The 15,616-nt window shown below is 56.6% G+C and carries 12 protein-coding genes and 4 pseudogenes; 6 read left to right on the forward strand and 10 right to left on the reverse strand.

Translation table 11 applies throughout. The annotated features are described in order from the left end of the window. Nucleotides 1-133: 133 nt before the first annotated feature. The 3 genes from repA to repC all read left to right on the forward strand — a co-directional run bounded on the left by repA (nt 134) and on the right by repC (nt 3,850). The gene (gene repA, locus ISN39_RS31805; protein ID WP_194732007.1) at nt 134-1,348 is read left to right on the forward strand and encodes a plasmid partitioning protein RepA; all 1,215 of its coding nucleotides are present in this window, start codon (nt 134-136) and stop codon (nt 1,346-1,348) included. Further along, on the forward strand, nt 1,345-2,364 hold the full coding sequence (gene repB / locus ISN39_RS31810) for a plasmid partitioning protein RepB (protein WP_194732008.1): 1,020 nt from the start codon (nt 1,345-1,347) through the stop codon (nt 2,362-2,364). Before repA ends, repB begins: the two co-directional genes overlap by 4 nt. Before the next feature lie 181 nt (nt 2,365-2,545). After that, a complete protein-coding gene (gene repC / locus ISN39_RS31815) occupies nt 2,546-3,850 on the forward strand; it encodes a plasmid replication protein RepC (RefSeq protein WP_194732009.1) in 1,305 nt (434 codons plus the stop codon). Here the strand turns inward: repC and ISN39_RS31820 are convergent. Next, on the reverse strand, nt 3,843-4,316 hold the full coding sequence (locus ISN39_RS31820; RefSeq protein WP_194732010.1) for a ProQ/FinO family protein: 474 nt from the start codon (nt 4,314-4,316) through the stop codon (nt 3,843-3,845). The genes repC and ISN39_RS31820 overlap by 8 nt on opposite strands. A gap of 317 nt (nt 4,317-4,633) precedes the next feature. Here ISN39_RS31820 and ISN39_RS31825 point away from each other — a divergent pair, with 317 nt between their 5' ends. Then, complete coding sequence (locus tag ISN39_RS31825) at nt 4,634-4,921, forward strand: hypothetical protein (RefSeq protein WP_246763525.1); 288 nt, start codon at nt 4,634-4,636, stop codon at nt 4,919-4,921. Between the two features lie 173 nt (nt 4,922-5,094). On the opposite strand, the gene ISN39_RS31830 is transcribed toward ISN39_RS31825, so the two are convergent. The 6 genes and pseudogenes from ISN39_RS31830 to ISN39_RS31855 all read right to left on the reverse strand — a co-directional run bounded on the left by ISN39_RS31830 (nt 5,095) and on the right by ISN39_RS31855 (nt 9,659). Next, nucleotides 5,095-6,144 (reverse strand): DUF2278 family protein, encoded by a 1,050-nt coding sequence (locus ISN39_RS31830; RefSeq protein ID WP_194732011.1) that lies wholly within the window; start codon nt 6,142-6,144, stop codon nt 5,095-5,097. A gap of 88 nt (nt 6,145-6,232) precedes the next feature. Then, nucleotides 6,233-7,114, reverse strand: coding sequence for a hypothetical protein (locus ISN39_RS31835; RefSeq protein ID WP_194732012.1), 882 nt, complete (start codon nt 7,112-7,114; stop codon nt 6,233-6,235). 270 nt (nt 7,115-7,384) lie between these two features. Further along, nucleotides 7,385-8,216 (reverse strand): annotated as a pseudogene (locus ISN39_RS31840) (ISKra4 family transposase); the annotation flags it as partial. A 55-nt stretch (nt 8,217-8,271) separates the two neighbouring features. After that, nucleotides 8,272-8,514, reverse strand: a pseudogene (locus tag ISN39_RS37715) (plasmid pRiA4b ORF-3 family protein); the annotation flags it as partial. Between the two features lie 76 nt (nt 8,515-8,590). Beyond that, nucleotides 8,591-8,920, reverse strand: a pseudogene (locus ISN39_RS31850) (hypothetical protein); the annotation flags it as partial. Nucleotides 8,921-9,275: 355 nt separating this feature from the next. Next, entirely contained in the window at nt 9,276-9,659 is a 384-nt protein-coding gene (locus ISN39_RS31855; protein ID WP_194732013.1) for a DUF2924 domain-containing protein, read from the reverse strand. Between the two features lie 131 nt (nt 9,660-9,790). Here ISN39_RS31855 and ISN39_RS31860 point away from each other — a divergent pair, with 131 nt between their 5' ends. Together ISN39_RS31860 and ISN39_RS31865 are read left to right on the forward strand one after the other, a co-directional pair. Then, entirely contained in the window at nt 9,791-11,902 is a 2,112-nt protein-coding gene (locus ISN39_RS31860) for an N-6 DNA methylase (protein WP_194732014.1), read from the forward strand. After that, the gene (locus ISN39_RS31865) at nt 11,899-13,047 is read left to right on the forward strand and encodes a restriction endonuclease subunit S (RefSeq protein ID WP_194732015.1); all 1,149 of its coding nucleotides are present in this window, start codon (nt 11,899-11,901) and stop codon (nt 13,045-13,047) included. Before ISN39_RS31860 ends, ISN39_RS31865 begins: the two co-directional genes overlap by 4 nt. Before the next feature lie 211 nt (nt 13,048-13,258). Here the strand turns inward: ISN39_RS31865 and ISN39_RS31870 are convergent. From ISN39_RS31870 to ISN39_RS36995, 3 genes and pseudogenes are all read right to left on the reverse strand, one after another. After that, nucleotides 13,259-14,097, reverse strand: a pseudogene (locus ISN39_RS31870) (transposase). Nucleotides 14,098-14,569: 472 nt separating this feature from the next. After that, nucleotides 14,570-15,094, reverse strand: a complete 525-nt coding sequence (locus ISN39_RS36990) for a hypothetical protein (RefSeq protein ID WP_246763526.1) — start codon at nt 15,092-15,094, stop codon at nt 14,570-14,572. 15 nt (nt 15,095-15,109) lie between these two features. Then, entirely contained in the window at nt 15,110-15,571 is a 462-nt protein-coding gene (locus ISN39_RS36995; RefSeq protein ID WP_246763527.1) for a hypothetical protein, read from the reverse strand. Nucleotides 15,572-15,616: the final 45 nt, after the last annotated feature.

The raw sequence follows: 15,616 nt of genomic DNA on the forward strand, positions 1-15,616 counted from the left end.
TGAGCAGGGGACGTTAAGCTTTCGTTAACCAAAAAACTCTTGCCCTGTCGGCAGAATCGGAGCTTATATTGCAACTGCGGTAGTAACCGAATTCTTCGCCTAAAACCGCAGTTGAGAAACCGGACAAAATAGCATGACTCAGACCGCTGAGAATATTCTAGCGTCAAACACGTCAGACCTCAAAGGACTGATTCAGCGGCATTCGTCTGCACTGTCAGCGCAACTTCAGGCCCACCACGCAAGCGTGTTCCCGCCGCATGCCGAAAAGGGCATTCGCAATTTCACACCTGCCGAGACATCGAAGCTTGTCGGGATAGGGGAGGGGTACCTGCGTCAGGTTGCCGCCGAGATGCCGAACCTGTCTGTTAGCCAAAGTGGCGGCCGGCGGAGCTATTCGGTCGAAGACATTCACGAACTGAGGAAGCATCTCGACCAGGGCACGAGGGGAGGGCGTCGCTATCTGCCGCACCGTCGCGCTGACGAGGAACTGCAGGTGATCGCCGTGATGAACTTCAAGGGAGGTTCGGGCAAGACGACGACGTCGGCGCACCTGGCGCAATATCTCGCCCTTCGTGGGTATCGCGTCCTTGCCATCGACCTAGACCCCCAGGCAAGTCTTTCAGCCCTTTTCGGTCACCAGCCGGAAGTCGATGTTGGTCCCAACGAGACGCTCTACGGTGCTATCCGATATGATGATCAGCAAAGGCCGATCGCAGAGATCGTCAGGGCGACCTACATCCCCGACCTGCACCTTATCCCGGGCAATCTGGAGCTCATGGAGTTCGAACACGACACACCACGCGCGCTGATGAAACGTCAGCCCGGCGATACGCTGTTTTTTGCCCGTATTGGCCAGGCAATCTCGCAGGCACAAAATCTCTATGACGTAGTGATAATCGACTGCCCGCCACAGCTAGGTTACCTCACGTTGTCAGCGCTCACCGCTGCCACGTCCGTCCTCGTCACCGTGCATCCGCAGATGCTCGACGTGATGTCGATGAATCAGTTTCTTGCGATGACCGGAGATCTGCTCGAGGAGATCTCCGCAGCCGGCGCCCCTTCCGACTATAACTGGATGCGGTATCTGGTGACGCGGTTCGAACCAAGCGATGGTCCCCAGAACCAAATGGTAGCGTTCCTGCGGTCGATATTCGGTGACCATGTGCTGATCCACCCGATGTTGAAAAGTACGGCTGTCTCCGACGCGGGCCTAACAAATCAAACACTGTTTGAGGTCGAGCGCGGCCAATTTACACGTGCGACGTACGATCGGGCACTTGAATCGATGAACAACGTGAATGCCGAAATTGAAGGATTGATCAGGAAAGCGTGGGGTAGGGCCACATGAGCAGGAAGGACGTTTTCGCCAAACTTAACCCGCCGGGCGCCGCCGCTGCCGAGAGCTCGGCTGAAATCCGCGTCCAAAAGGGCCGTCTGCGGCCAATCCTTGGATCGCCCGATTTGATTCAGGACACGTCACGCTCTCCCGTCGGCGCGATCGGGCAGTCATTGAGCGAAGTCAGTGAACGCAGCCGCCGCGCTGACGACATCGAAAAGCGGCTCACGGAAGGCCTGGCGGTTGTTTCGCTGGACACTGCAGATATCGATCCGTCGTTCATTCCGGATCGTATGCCTGGAGCGGCCGAGGCGCATGATCGCCTTGTTAGCTCCATCCGAGAACAAGGCCAGCAGGTTCCGATCCTTGTGCGCCCGCATCCTGAAAGCCCTGGCCGCTATCAGATTGCCTTCGGCCACCGACGCCTTCGCGCCATTGCCGAGCTTGGTACTCGTGTGAGTGCCATTGTTCGAGATTTGACCGATGAGCAGCTCGTCGTCGCGCAGGGCCAGGAAAACAATGAGCGCCAGGATCTTACCTATATCGAAAAAGCTCGCTTTGCCGACAGGCTGCAGCAGCGCTTTTCTCGAGATGTGATCATGGCAGCGATGTCGCTATACAAGAGCGATTTGTCGAACATGCTGTCGGTGGTCGCTCGCATACCAGATGCGTTGATTGAATCGATCGGCCCTGCGCCGACCGTGGGCCGGCGCAGCTGGATCGAGCTTGCTGAGCTCTTGTCAAATACGAAGTCGCTGGACCGGGCTATCGCATTTACCGGAGCAAACGAGGTGCAAAGCCTTCCCTCGGAGGAACGGTTCAAGGCGCTCCTCGCACATCTGAAACCGCACCCGAAGAAGGCGAAGGCTGACGTGTGGTCAACGCGTGCTGGCGTCCGTCTTGCAAAAGTCACGCATAGCGACGCCAAGGTGGAAATCGTCATCGATCGAAAGGAGGCGCCCGAGTTCGCGTCCTTCGTTCTCGATAAGCTTCAATCTCTGTTCGAAGAGCATCGCTCGAAGAACTAAGTGCCTAAAGTCATAAAATCAGGAGAGTGCCGCAAAAGAAAAAAGCCCCCGAACGTCGCCGTCGCGGAAGCCCTTTTCGATGTTTAGCAGCTAGAGAATCGCACTTCCGGGAATCACTGTCAAGAGTCTAGGCGTCGGTTCGACGAGCAGATTTCTTTTGCCTTGAAGAAGGTGAAGGATAATGGAAAGCGGATATGTGACGACGCCCTTCGGGCGGCGGCCGATGTCGCTTGGCATGCTGGCAAGCCAGCAACTTGCCGAGACCATCGAGCCGGGGATGAAGCGTAGCAAATGGAAGCTGTTTAGGGCGATCTGCGAGGCACGGCCGGCGCTCGGCGTGACCGATCGCGCGCTGACAGTGCTCGACGCGCTCTTGACCTTCTACCCCGACGACGAAATCTCCGAGGAACGAGGTCTAATCGTCTTCCCATCGAACGCGCAGCTTTCGCTTCGCTCCCGCGGAATGACGCCTGCCACCCTTAGACGGCACCTTGCCGTCCTGGTCGATGCCGGTCTGATCGTGCGCAAGGACAGCCCGAACGGAAAACGCTACGTGCGACGCGATAGGGAAGGGGCTGTAGACGAGGCCTTCGGCTTCAGCGTCGCGCCGCTTCTCGCGCGTGCGGCCGAGATCGAAAGCCTCGCCGCCCAGGCGGTGGCCGATCGAGAACTGCTGCGAGTGACCAGGGAGCGCCTGACCGTCTGCCGGCGCGATCTTTCCAAGTTGATTGCCGCTGCCTTCGAAGAAGAGGTTTCCGGTGACTGGGAAGGCATTTCAGCGATATTTCAAACGCTCCTTGCCCGGATTCCTCGCGTTGCGACCGTCGAAAAATTGGCCCCGCTTCTCGACGAGATGGCATCGCTGCGAGCTGGGGTCATCAACCTGTTGGAAAAACGGATAAAAACACAAAAAATAAGCGCCAATGAGTCTCAACTTGAGCGCCACAAACAGAATTCAAATCCCGAATTCATCTATGAACTTGAACCAAGCTTCGAAACGAAGCAGGGCGAAAGGGCAGTGGCCAACAATAACCCGAACACCGAGCCGTCAGGTGAGCGGAGGCTAAAAGCGATGATACCTTCCGGCAAGGGCAACGGCGGAGCGCCCAGGGCGGCCGATTTGCATGCCGGTCACAGCCTGAAATCCTTCCCGCTCGGCCTTGTCCTCCAAGCCTGCCCGCAAATCCTCGACTATGGCCCCGGTGGAACGATCGGCAATTGGCGGGACCTGATGTCGGCAGCAGTGGTCGTACGATCCATGCTCGGCGTAAGTCCCTCGGCCTACGAGGAAGCCTGCGCGGGCATGGGTCCGGAAAACGCCGCAACTGTGATCGCCTGCATCCTAGAAAGGGGAGGGCATATCAACTCGGCCGGTGGTTACCTACGCGATCTGACGCGAAGGACCGAAAAAGGTGAGTTTGCGATCGGACCGATGCTGATGGCGCTTGTCCGAGCAAATGCCGGACTGCGGCGGAACGTCAGCTGACTGGTGGAACATCCCGGTTCCGACCGAAGGTGCCGGCCCGGATGAGGTTTGATTTCGGCGTACCGATGTCGGCCACTGCCGGGGATGACGCCGGGGTCGAATTGGCCTTCAAGCTGAGGGCCGTGGTTTGCGCCGCCAACCTGTCCTCATCACTGACTGGGCCGACCGGGTTTCCGTCGACGTCGTGGCGTTTGGCATCGGGCTGCGCACAAGCGAAGTAATAGCGCTTCGAATGGGTGTAGACCGAGGTCGCGCGGCGCAGCGCGCTCACCGGCAGATCAGGCTTCATTAGTAGCGCACGGATCTCGGTCCAGATGCCGAGTGCGAACGGCTTGATTGCATCTCCCTCACGTCGGGGCAATAATTCGATCGGTCGCACGAGCAGCGCATTGATCGCCTCAGCCTTGCCGATCTCGTTGGGCCCAGCGGCGATCACTCCTCGGCTTTCCGTCCACAGTTTCTGCATCTTCCACTCTCCTGGCTCCTTTCTGGTAACCAGGAAAGCATGCCGATTTCATGCCATTGCGAGTACGGCGGAGCGCAGGGAGAAGGCGAGAATCCGCCTCAGTCTAGGCTTGGGAATTCGTTGGCCCTATCGTAACTCTCCTCCAACATGAAAGCCGTTCAAAACATCGTCAAGGCAAGCCTCTTCTGTTGGAGGCCCCGGCTCTATGCGCTTGCAGAACATAGATTGAGTTTTAGAGAGGGAGTCGTTCCAGCGACGAGCGACGCCTGAGGTGGAGCAGTGAGTGCCCCAATCCGATTTCGTCCGCTACTCGCGGCATGACCCAGGATCAGGACATTCCAAACAGCGTAAAGCGCGCCGTCGAGGAGGTTCTTCGCGATCGCCTGGCCCGGCCGGTTTCGTGGTTGTGGACATTCGCACGGATCGCGACGTCGGCGGCGATCCTGCTTGTCGACGTAAACTGCAATTTGGTCGACCGTCCGATCAGCTCGAAAATCACCTTTGGACTTCCGACCGAAGTCCGCAAGGCTCTGATCTCGCTGGGCGAGAGCCGCTTCCCGCAGATCAGACACCATTTCAATGAACAGCAGAAGATCGCACGCTAACCCGCGTCGAACGATCTGATTGCTACCGCCCGCCGGCTTGCGAAGGCCAGTTCGCAACGGCCGCGCCAGTCGGACCTGAAAAGAGGCGTGAGCATAGCCTATTGCGCCTCTTCCGGAGCCGGGGCAATGACTTGCCTTGCGCCCGTTCGCTCAGTGTCCGATAGGCTCGTGTGCTATGCCTGGAACGGGATCGTCCGCCCCGGCTGTCTCGCCTGCTCTTTCGTGTAGGAAACACCGTGCACTTTTATGCCTTGGGCGTTCAGTAAAGTGATAATCCCACCCTTGTTGGAGAGAGCCACTGGCGCTTTGATTTGGATAACCTGCGTAGCACCGCCCGCGATCGAGCCAGAAAGGGGCATCGCGTTCTTCTGCTTGTCCTTGATCTGCCAGCCGGCGAGATCGACTGGAACGTCGGCGGTGTTGAGCAGTGTGACCGTCTCGCGTTCAGGTGTTCTGACGTCGTTGACATATGCCGCGATGACGCGAACGAGACCATCCGGCACTTCGAACGTGGGAATGCGGTCGCGGTCGACCGGCGCATGCGGCCGGTTCGGATGCTCGCGATCCTGCGGCACGATGAGAGAGCCATCGCCATCGTCCGAGTGCCATGCCTGTGTCTGGAACTTCAGGAAGATCGCTACCCACTGCTTCTCACGGGGAAACTCGATGATCAGCCCGCCATCCTGCCACGGCCCATTTTGCGCAGCAAAGCGGCCCGGCGGATTGCCCTGATTGAAATGAATGTCGTGGATGCCTCGGCCCGGCTTGAAGCCGAAATACTTGTCTGCCTTGTTGTTCTCGGGCCCCCATGTTTCGCCAAAGGCGTAGATCATCGCCTCCTCGTCCGACATGGCGCGCTGGATGTAGGCATCGATCTTCTCGTTCAGATCGTTATCGGGTCCGGATGCCGATATCGGCAGCGGTTTAAGCTCCCAGGGCTGCATGAGATTGCCGCGGATGAAGTCAAGTGCGACGCCACCCGGTTGGCTCGGGGTCTTGTGGAGCCCTTCGGGCAGCTCTGCGAGCAGATCCGTGACCGGATGCTCAAATTGTGACCGGACGAGAAATTCGACCTCGCTGCCATCCTGAGAGCGGACATTTATGGCGATACGATGCAACGTGCCGTTTTCCGAGACAAGCACCTGATAATGCGGGCTTGCGCCCGATGCCAGGCGATTGTTGATCGGTCTTCCCTTGAGAACGGCGTAATTGTTGAGTGGCATGACATCCTCCGCGTCAGTTGTTTTCAGGCCGAGCGCTCCGGCGCATTGCTTGTTTACCCTTCAGGTGTGTGGCGGCTCCTACGAGCCTCTAAGCAAGGGATGCGCAACTCTTCGGTAGCGCCATTGCGGTTTTGCTGGAATGATCGGTATTCACGTAGTCGCCCAGACCGGTCTGGAGAGCATTGAACAGATCGAGTGCTCTGCGAGCAGCCTTGCCCGGCATTTCGCCGGCAATCGTGTCGTATTTGAATGACACTTCCGCGACAGACGGTGGCCCTGGCGCTGTCTCGAAGTACCAGCAGGTCAGTGTGAACTCTCCAATGATGTCCTTACCAATCCGCACTTGAGTTCCCTTGGCAGCAAGCTCATGGATCACCGGCCCGCCGACTAGGGCCTCGTCCCCCACCAGCGGCCGGCTTAGCAATCCTTCAAGTGTCGGGAAGAGTTTTCCCAAACGGGCTTCGGTGCGGTTAGATTGGTCCCAGCGACGGTCAAGTTTTGTCGTCAGAGAATAGCGGCTTCGAGTTGAGTGCCTCCCCGGGAATACGACCGGCGATGCGGGACCCTGTGGCTTCACTTCCAACGGGGCTATGTCTTCTTCAAACTTAGTCGTTGCCCCATCGGAACCTGGCAGGTGTGTATTCGCCACTACGAAAAAGTCTGCCATGCGCAACTTGAGCGCTATTTCCTGCCGACTGGAATCTGCGATCCCATTGGAAGCGTCCACGCGAGAGCGCAGTACGAATTCGGCTGCGGTCAGGGCACAGTCCCGCGTATCCCAGAAACGCAATATCCGTTCGAGCAGCTTGTCGAATGTGTCTGAAACGCAAAGGCTTCCGCCCCAATGCCTGTCGAGGATGGGCGCGATTTCGCCATCCCAAAATGCGTTCGCATGCGCTTTTGTGAGCAGAGTGCCGAACTTTGCGGGATTGAGAAGCAATTTGTATTCGCGTGCATCGAGTTTTCGCATGATCCCCGTCGCCCCCCGGAATCTGCAAGATAGTGAATTGTCTAGAAATGCACCTAGTCGGGATCATGCAGCAGAGATTGTTTTTTAGCAAGCGCAAAACTAGCGAGAGCAAACGTTTAGGTGGTTTTTCGCCAAGGGTGATGCGCGCTGTTGATGTACATGAAACGCATCCGAGCCCATCGAGGTCTGACACGCTGGCCACCTCGAATTCGGCAGACTGACAGTGCGTTTACCACCGCTATGAGGGGAGCATGAGGATTTGTGGGGCGGTCAGGCGGAGCGGGCCGTTTCGGGCTTCTCATGATTGTCGTTAGCCATGCCCGGATACCATTGCCGGAAGGTTGAACGCAGGGAGCCGTCAAGGGTCTGCGTGCGGGTTTGCAGCAGAAGGTGCGCGCCGGTCCTGCTCCACGGCATCTGCTGCTTTTTCGCGTACCGCTTGGAGATGACAGCATTGACGGTGGCCTCGACGAAGGCAGACGATATCCGTTCACCGGATCGATAGCGTTCGTCGTAATTGATCAGGCTTGCGCTGTTGGAGGCGATGTAAGACTGGAATTCGCCGATAGCGGTCAGGAACTTGCGCATGTTCGGGTAGTCCGTTTTGAGAGCTTCGGCATCGATTTGCAGGTTATCGATTTCCTCACGGGCACGGTACGCATTGCCGTGCCAGAGATGCCATTTGATCCTGCGAAGCGTTTCAAGCAGGTCCTGCCCGGCCTTCTCATCATGGTTTTCGACGCCTGGGCGAACTGGCGAAGGACCGTGATGCGCATTGTGATGCCGGCGCGATCATTTCGGCAAGGGAGCGAACCTCTCGCCGCCATCCGTGATGAAGGTAATATCCTGGTTGGCCTGCACGCCCTGCTTCTTGCGATGGTCGAGGATACGGCGCTGCGGCTTGCGATCATAGCCATGGACAAAGCCGATGTAGCGGGGAACGCCGTCTTCAGGCAGGGAGCGGCCGACAATCAGCTCAAAATTCTTCTTCCGGTCGTTACGGTCCCGGATATACCCGCCATCCAGGCCGATAGACAATACGGCCATCGGGAACGGGCAGGTTCATCCAGTCGCGCGGATGGGCGTCCTGCATGAAAGAAACGGCTGCCCTTGCGTAACTTCAGGTCGCGAAGCGTCATAGCCGGGGAGCGGGCACCCGTCTCGCACGAACCGTACCGCACCCTGTGAATGATGAATCGATAAAGGTGGATGCCTTCCCACCCCATGGCAACCTGAAGGACGCCATGAAATTCGCGCAGCGTCGTCGTCGAGGGAACCTGAACCCGGCGCCACACCATCGGGCTTACGTCCTTCAGCCAAATACGGAATTGCAGGAAAACCTCGTCCTCAGAGGTCGCCGTCTCCCCGCCAGTTCTTGTTGTCCGTCTTGCCCTCTTCACGCTCGCCAGTTCCGTCGAGGTTCAATGGCGACGACATACTCCGTTCCGGCCCGCCCCACAAATCCTCATGCTCCCCTTCCTCGGAGATCGAGGAGTGCTGCAACTCCAACACCGTCGCCTTCGAGGTTCCTGCACCACACAGGACGTCCGCTCTGTGACGCTCTCCCGTTGTACCATCGACCAGACCGATCTCCCGGCAGGAAAGATCGAAAAGTTCCTTCCAGCCGAGATGCCATGGCCCTTCGGGTTCGCTCCATGGGTCGCAGTCTCCCGCTTTGTGCCGCCAGTGAGGGACGTTCTCGACCGGCATGACCGAGGTCAGCAGACCGCCGCAGTCACGGCAGGTCGCGCGCTCACCTTTCGCAAGAGGAGCACGCTTCACGCCGTCGGTCCAAGCAAACAACAAAGGAACCTCCTCCAGCGGCCAATTCATAAAATTGTTAGTGTCACTCCGCGATCAACTGGAAAGAGCATAAACTTAGAGGCGGCGGCGGTTGGACTTTGCAAAGCTCTCGCGTTTGGGCAGAAAACGGCCTCCGCATGGTCCGATTGCAGATGTCCATCACTAGTTGACCCATATTCGCGCTTCGCGCAATCCTTTCAGCAACCTGTAGTGACTTGAAACGGACCGGCTTTCCGACACCATGAGGGGTCAATATGGAACGGCAAACAGGGTCAACTTCTCCCGAAAATCAACACGCTGCCGCTCAAACGGGTATGGCTCTAATGCCAATCGTCGTAGTGGGCGATGTTGTTGATCCTCAACGATATTCGTCGAGGCGCTTCCAATCCGTGTCATCCGGCCGTTTTGCTAACCAAAAGCGCCAACCGTTCACGTTGTTTCCCGTGACCGCGTGCGCGGCGCGCGATGGGCTGGCGTACGTTACCCCATCTGATCCGGTCCACACGCCATTTCGAACAGAACCTTCAAATGTTCGGCCCTTATACGTGACACTAAACAGCGTCCCCTCAGGAAACCGCACTCCTCGCATGACACACCCGTTTTCGGCGCGGATGTCACCAGAAGTTGATGTGGGATTCAACATCAGCAACCTCCGGATCACATCGTTGTAAGTATCTAACTCGGTCGTGCGTCGTGCCGTCAGGGCCTTGAAGACCTCAAAATCAACATCGATAGCTACCATCAATTTCTCCTTTCCCTATGCAATATAGTGAAAATAGAACTCTCAGTCAATGCTCGAACGTTGTAGGGATTGGCCTACACAATTAGTCGCGGTGGCAAGAGCCACGGCAGGCTGAATCGCTTGGGGTGGAAATGTCGGAAGAGCTTAAACAGCGCGGACTTGAGGACGGCGGACAAGAGTATGGATATCTTGAATACCTAAATATTGGAGCAACGACTCTAGGCGCGCTGAAGGTTGCTAAGCTCATACCTCCTCGCGACTACACAGGCTTTGAGAGCCGTAAGCCGGATGGCCTTATCATCGACCGCAGAAGTGGCAAGCCACGCGTAGTTGCGGTTGTCGAATTCAAAACGGATCTTTTCAAGGATGACGGAATTGCTCAGGCAGCAACGGTCGGCGCTGCACTGAGAGCCAAATTTTGTGTATCGACCGATACCCATCGGTCCCACTGGTTCCTACCCTCCGAGCTAGGCGACCACAATCTGTTGAAGCGCCAAGACGGCTCCATTATTGCCACACCATTTGTCGCTCCGGATCATCGCGATAAGGCTAAAGTCGAAGCTGCGCGAACGCTCGTGGAAGATCTCGACGAGCGTCTTGATGGTGATCTGCTACCAGACCGACGAACATTGAACCCATCCGCCCTGGCTCGATCAGTTTGGCAGGACATCTACACCGCCGGCAACACCCCCTCACCTGCGCAGGCGCTATCGACATTCGTTGAAATATTCATGTTCAAGTATCTCTCGGACCTTGGAATTTTAACCACCGACGAAAATGGAACCGAAATTTCATTCGAAGCTGTTCTCGCGAAATCATCGGAACAGTGCCTCCGCTACTATCGCGCGAACGTCCGGCAGCAAATTCGGGACAAGTTTCCTGCAAGTGAAATTGACAAGACAACGTTGGTAAATGGCTTTGCTCTAAACCCCGACAACGGCGACCACAACTTCGTATTCAAGACGATCCTGCAAAAGTTTAAGACGTATGAGTCATCAAGCGACGGCGGTAAGTTTGTTCACATTGACAAGGAGTTCAAATCCCGCCTCTTTGAGGACTTTCTCAAAGGCAGCGTTGGACAACGTACCCTTGGTCAGTTCTTTACGCCACGTCGATTGATGAAGGGGATAGTCGATATGGCCGATGTCGAAGCGATGTCGGCTGGAACTGTCATAGCAGATCCCGCTTGCGGGGTCGGTGGCTTTCCGCTGGAGGCCGCCGCTCGGCGAACGGCACGCCTGAAGCGGCCAGAATTCCGCCTTGAGATAGAATGGAGGAAAGAGGGAAAACGTGTTGTCGAGGTCCCCCATATAGTTTCCGATGTATCGTACCACGGTTACGACAAGGGAAGTGACAGGCTTGACGAGAACCTGACGATCATCTTGGCCAAGGCAAACTTCGTCATCTACCAGTCAGATCTTCTGGTGCAGCATCCCAACGCGACCAGAGCTATGGCTGATAAGTTTAATAGCGTTTTTCAAGCCTATACCCAAACAAGCCTCGGCTCCCTTTCTGAGATTAATGAGAATGCATACGATCTAATCCTGTCAAACCCCCCATATTTGAACAGTGGGGCTGGTAGCATCAAGGAGGCCGCCCGTAGGGCAGGGTTGGATTACCGAGCAGGTGGATCGGGCCTCGAGGGCCTTTTCCTGGAAAAAATCGTGAAGGAGCTGAACGAAAATGGTCGAGCGTTCGTCATCCTTCCAGACGGCGTCTTTGTGCGGTCTGCTGACGCCAAATTGCGCGCTTGGGTGGCCCGTGAATGCCACGTCGACGCGATCATTTCTCTTCCGGTTAAAACGTTTTATGCCGTGAAGAAGAAGACCTACGTGCTATGCCTAAGCAAGAAAGCGGTGTCTGCACCGGGCCAACCGCATCCGGTGTTCGCTTATATGGTAGGGTCATTCGGTGAGTCCCTTGACGGACTACGCTTTCCGACAAGCGATAGTGATATGCCAGAGCTTGCCCGAATGTTTCGTAGCTTCGTGAGCGTGAAGACCAGATTCTCTGAGGATAAGGAAGCGGGCAGCCATCTCACTTCCCCCAAAGTAAAACTGATTGATGCCCATCAGATCCTCGATTCGCAATCCTGGGCCGTCGACCGTTATTGGACCACGGACGAGAAGGTCGCCCTCGGCTTGCACGAAGAAATGATGAGTGTGTCAGAGGACGAATTCTTTGACGCCGTTCGATCAGTTCAGGACCAAATCGGCGAGATGTTCAAGGAGTTTCCGGAATGAACAATCCGACGTTTCGTGATTTTAGAGTGAAAGATCTGTTTCTAATCGAACGCGGCCAGACGAAGTACATTCGGCGTTACTATCAGGAAAATCCTGGCGTTTACCCGGTCTACTCTGCCTCAACGTTCGAGGAATCCATTGCAGGATGGATCGATAGCTACGACTTTGACCAAGAATGCCTGACGTGGACTACAAATGGCTATGCAGGACATGTATTCTCCCGGTCAGGTCGCTTCTCTGCGACCCGCGATGTAGGTATCCTCATCGCACGGCCGGATATCGCTGACCGACTTTTCCTATCCTACTTTGTGCCAGCCCTGACGACGGCCTTCAGAGCGGCTGCGATCGGAAGATTCAAGGAGAAAGGGGAGGCGGACTATACCAAGCTCGCTACACGTATGGCAGCCGATGTTTTTGTATCGGTGCCTGTAGACAATAATGGAAAACCGGACCTTGAGGCTCAGCGCGAGATTGCGGACAGGTTTGAGGTTGTCGCACGAGCTCAAAAGAAGCTTATGGCCATGGCAGATCATCTCAAGTCCCTCAACATCACGTACCCGCATATTGAGGCGCCCACAGCGGAGTTTCCTGTCTCGGAACTCTTCGAAAAGCCGTCCCGAGGTAATGGCCAACTGACACAGGCGTATATCCGATCCCATCCTGGTCCCTATCCAGTTTTTTCCGGATCCTCCGTCCGAGAAGAAGTGGCCGGATACATCGACACGTTTTCTTTTGAAGGGCCGTGCATCACCTGGGCGGCGGATGGATACGCGGGCCACGCGTTTGAACGCGAAGGGCGCTTCAATGCAAACTCCCATTGCGGAATTCTGCGGCTGCGGGACGAGTTCCGCGACCTCGTCTATCTTCCGTACGTCGAGGTTTTCCTCACGCCGATACTTCTTGACATTGCTGTCGGCCGATACCGCGACGACGGTTCCCCAGACTACACCCGCGTGACCACGGAAATGGTCGAGCATTGTCGGTTGCTGCTGCCCACCAATGATGAGGGAGAGCCGGATATCGCGCGACAGAGAATAATAGCTGATAGAATGGTTCGACTCCACCAAGGCAAGGAGCGGATAGTAAGGCTTCTTCAGTATCATTCAAAAATGAAGGTCAATGTTGCTGGCTTGGAAGCTGCATAAACACAGCCACGTTCCCGTGCCGGTAGGGTCATATTGCCAAAGGGCAGTTATCAGCCAACTCTCTTTCCGAGTTCATGGTGTCCCCGCGCTTGTGGTGAGCTTTGCTCGATGCGATGGGGCGTTGAGCGAAAGAGCCCGCTTCGATGACCTCGTCAACGTAGAAAAGCAAAGAATGCCATCGCTGTCGTTTGGCACTTAAACGGGGTCTTCCTCAATTTCTGTGGTGCGGTGGCAGCATTCGTGCCATCATCAGTTCGGGACCTGCCCTGCTGTACATTGCGCGCTTGAGGGTCTTGAGGCGGTTGATCTGCCCTTCGGCCTGTCCGTTGCTCCAAGGTAGCTCGATGGCGTTGTTGACGGCATCGATGTCTCTGCGCAAAACACGTGCGAACCGCATGATCGGAATGAGTTCGGACGACGATCGCGTCGTCGATCCACGCGTCCAGTGCTTCCGACTTCTTGCGGCGAAGCGGCTGACGAACTCGACGGAGGGATGATTCCGCAGCCACCTGGCTGCACTATCGACACTCCGGTTATCGAGAATGTCAGCAATGGAGCGACGCTCGAGATCAACCATGATGGTCCCGTATCGTGTTGCTCGTCGCCAGCTCCAGTCATCGATGCCAACCACCCGAATCTCGGAGGCGCAGTGAGCAACCGCGGCATTCCGCTTCAGTTGCCGCAGGATGGTGTCGTCGCTGACCGGCATCCCGAGCCGTTGCATCAATCGCTCGCCAGGACGGCCGCCCGTGCCATGGCCGAGCAGACCGACAATCTCCACGACCCTCGTCGTCCGGCGTGCATATGGGGAAGCAATCTTCGGCAGTCGGTCGGTGAAGTTTGTCGCTCACATTTCTGACGCGCACATCGCCAGCGGCTCAGCAGGAGCTTCACTGTCACGGGCTTGCCCTGGACCGGCAGATCCTGGAGGCTGCGATTGGACCAGCCATGCCGACTACGGCTTCGCCGTCCGCAATCGGGACAAATGCCGATTGCTGGTCCGGTGGCGGAAACAACCCAACTGTCATCAACAGCGAGCGCGACGCCCAGAACTTTAACCCCTGAGCCGGGGGACCATTTCGATTTCCTTTGCATGCCCGCCCATAGCAATTACGTCGCTAACAGCGGATGAACCACACAAAGTGAGGAAGACCCTATTTAAAGGCAAAGCGATATGTGAATCTGCGTATGCCGGCAGAGGCAAGGTGCACAAATAGACGATGAACACACGGGACGAAATCCCGCAATTGAGGGAGACGGGTCCGCGGATGCCGGAGCGTCCAGGACCCCGTGCATCCTCGTCTAGGCTTTTGAACATGATGCGCCAGATCGCCGGGAGGCAAGCGTACAATAGATTGTCGACCGTGCCCATGAGGCAATGGAAGCGGTGTTTCGCAGATGACCTGTTACGGTTCCTTCCCAATATTGCATGGTTGCATATTTGTCGGGAAAGATAGTATAAATCGCAACACGATACTCGACCTGGCCTCGGTCTTTTTCAGGTGAACTTTTGCGGGCACGATCAGACAAAACAGACCGGTAAGATCAACTGAATTGCCGGCGTTCTGGAGGGGGGCGGGTCATGTTTGCAGCGGCAAGATATATCATTCTGATACTTGTGCTGTTGGTGCCCGAGGTCTTGGACGCCGCCGATCTCGTCCGCCTCGTGATCCCCTTCGGGCATTCCGGTCCGGTACGCACCGCGGTTGTCAGTGCCGATCGGCATTGGCTTGTGACAGGCGGCGACGACGGCTTCATCATGATGTGGGATCTGGCGATGGGACAGTCGGTTGCACGCTATCCCGAGCACGAGTCGGCGATCAACCATGTTGCGGTGAGCCGCGATGGCTCGTTCATTTTCTCGGCACAGGAAATAAGGCGCGCGGAGTTGCTTCAAAGCGCAACCGGAGCGGTCCTGTCGAAATTCGTGACCGATCCTGACTGGATAGAAAACGCAGCGATCAGTTCCAATGGCGCAATGATCGCGCTCTCCTTGTCGCACGGGGATGGCAGTTTCCAAGTTGTGATCGTCGAGGCCAGCAGCCAAAAGGTTCTCGCGCGTTCACCCCGTTATGACCGGCGGCCTCGGGACCTCAAATTCTTCGCCAACGATGAGAAGCTCTTCGGCTATGTGGAGGATACAGCTGTCATCAATTGGGAGACGGGAAAGCTCGCTGAAATCGGCAGGAGCGCGATGGGTGCCTTTGGTCTCGCGACTTTCGACGACGCAAACAATCTTCAAATGAAACTGACCGGTCCAAGCAGGGGAAAGCTTGCCCTTTCGATTTTCGACGCCAATCTCTCGCCGGTCCAGCCCGCCGTCGATTTGTCGGGGGTCGACGGGCTGAACGGGAATGTCCTGGCCGTGTCTCAGGCCCGGTCTTGGCTTGCCTATGGCGGCATGGGCTGTAATATCGATCTCGTCTACCTGCCGGACCCTTCGAGAAGGACAAGGTTTCACGCGGCCTACGACCGGTTCGGTGGCCAGGACACCCTGGCGCTCTCCTTTCTCGACGATAGCCATCTTTTGGCTGCTTGCGCAGATGGCAGCTTCGCCCTTTGGGCGATC

Origin of the sequence: Rhizobium sp. 007, from assembly GCF_015353075.1 — a bacterium.
In the GTDB taxonomy this organism is placed as follows: domain Bacteria; phylum Pseudomonadota; class Alphaproteobacteria; order Rhizobiales; family Rhizobiaceae; genus Rhizobium.

Coding starts and splice junctions, on each gene's coding strand:
- repA (WP_194732007.1), top strand. CDS start 134: ATGACTCAGACCGCTGAGAATATTCTAGCGTCAAACACGTCAGACCTC.
- repB (WP_194732008.1), top strand. CDS start 1,345: ATGAGCAGGAAGGACGTTTTCGCCAAACTTAACCCGCCGGGCGCCGCC.
- repC (WP_194732009.1), top strand. CDS start 2,546: ATGGAAAGCGGATATGTGACGACGCCCTTCGGGCGGCGGCCGATGTCG.
- ISN39_RS31820 (WP_194732010.1), bottom strand. CDS start 4,316: ATGCAGAAACTGTGGACGGAAAGCCGAGGAGTGATCGCCGCTGGGCCC.
- ISN39_RS31825 (WP_246763525.1), top strand. CDS start 4,634: ATGACCCAGGATCAGGACATTCCAAACAGCGTAAAGCGCGCCGTCGAG.
- ISN39_RS31830 (WP_194732011.1), bottom strand. CDS start 6,144: ATGCCACTCAACAATTACGCCGTTCTCAAGGGAAGACCGATCAACAAT.
- ISN39_RS31835 (WP_194732012.1), bottom strand. CDS start 7,114: ATGCGAAAACTCGATGCACGCGAATACAAATTGCTTCTCAATCCCGCA.
- ISN39_RS31855 (WP_194732013.1), bottom strand. CDS start 9,659: ATGGTAGCTATCGATGTTGATTTTGAGGTCTTCAAGGCCCTGACGGCA.
- ISN39_RS31860 (WP_194732014.1), top strand. CDS start 9,791: ATGTCGGAAGAGCTTAAACAGCGCGGACTTGAGGACGGCGGACAAGAG.
- ISN39_RS31865 (WP_194732015.1), top strand. CDS start 11,899: ATGAACAATCCGACGTTTCGTGATTTTAGAGTGAAAGATCTGTTTCTA.
- ISN39_RS36995 (WP_246763527.1), bottom strand. CDS start 15,571: ATGGCTATCGTCGAGAAAGGAGAGCGCCAGGGTGTCCTGGCCACCGAA.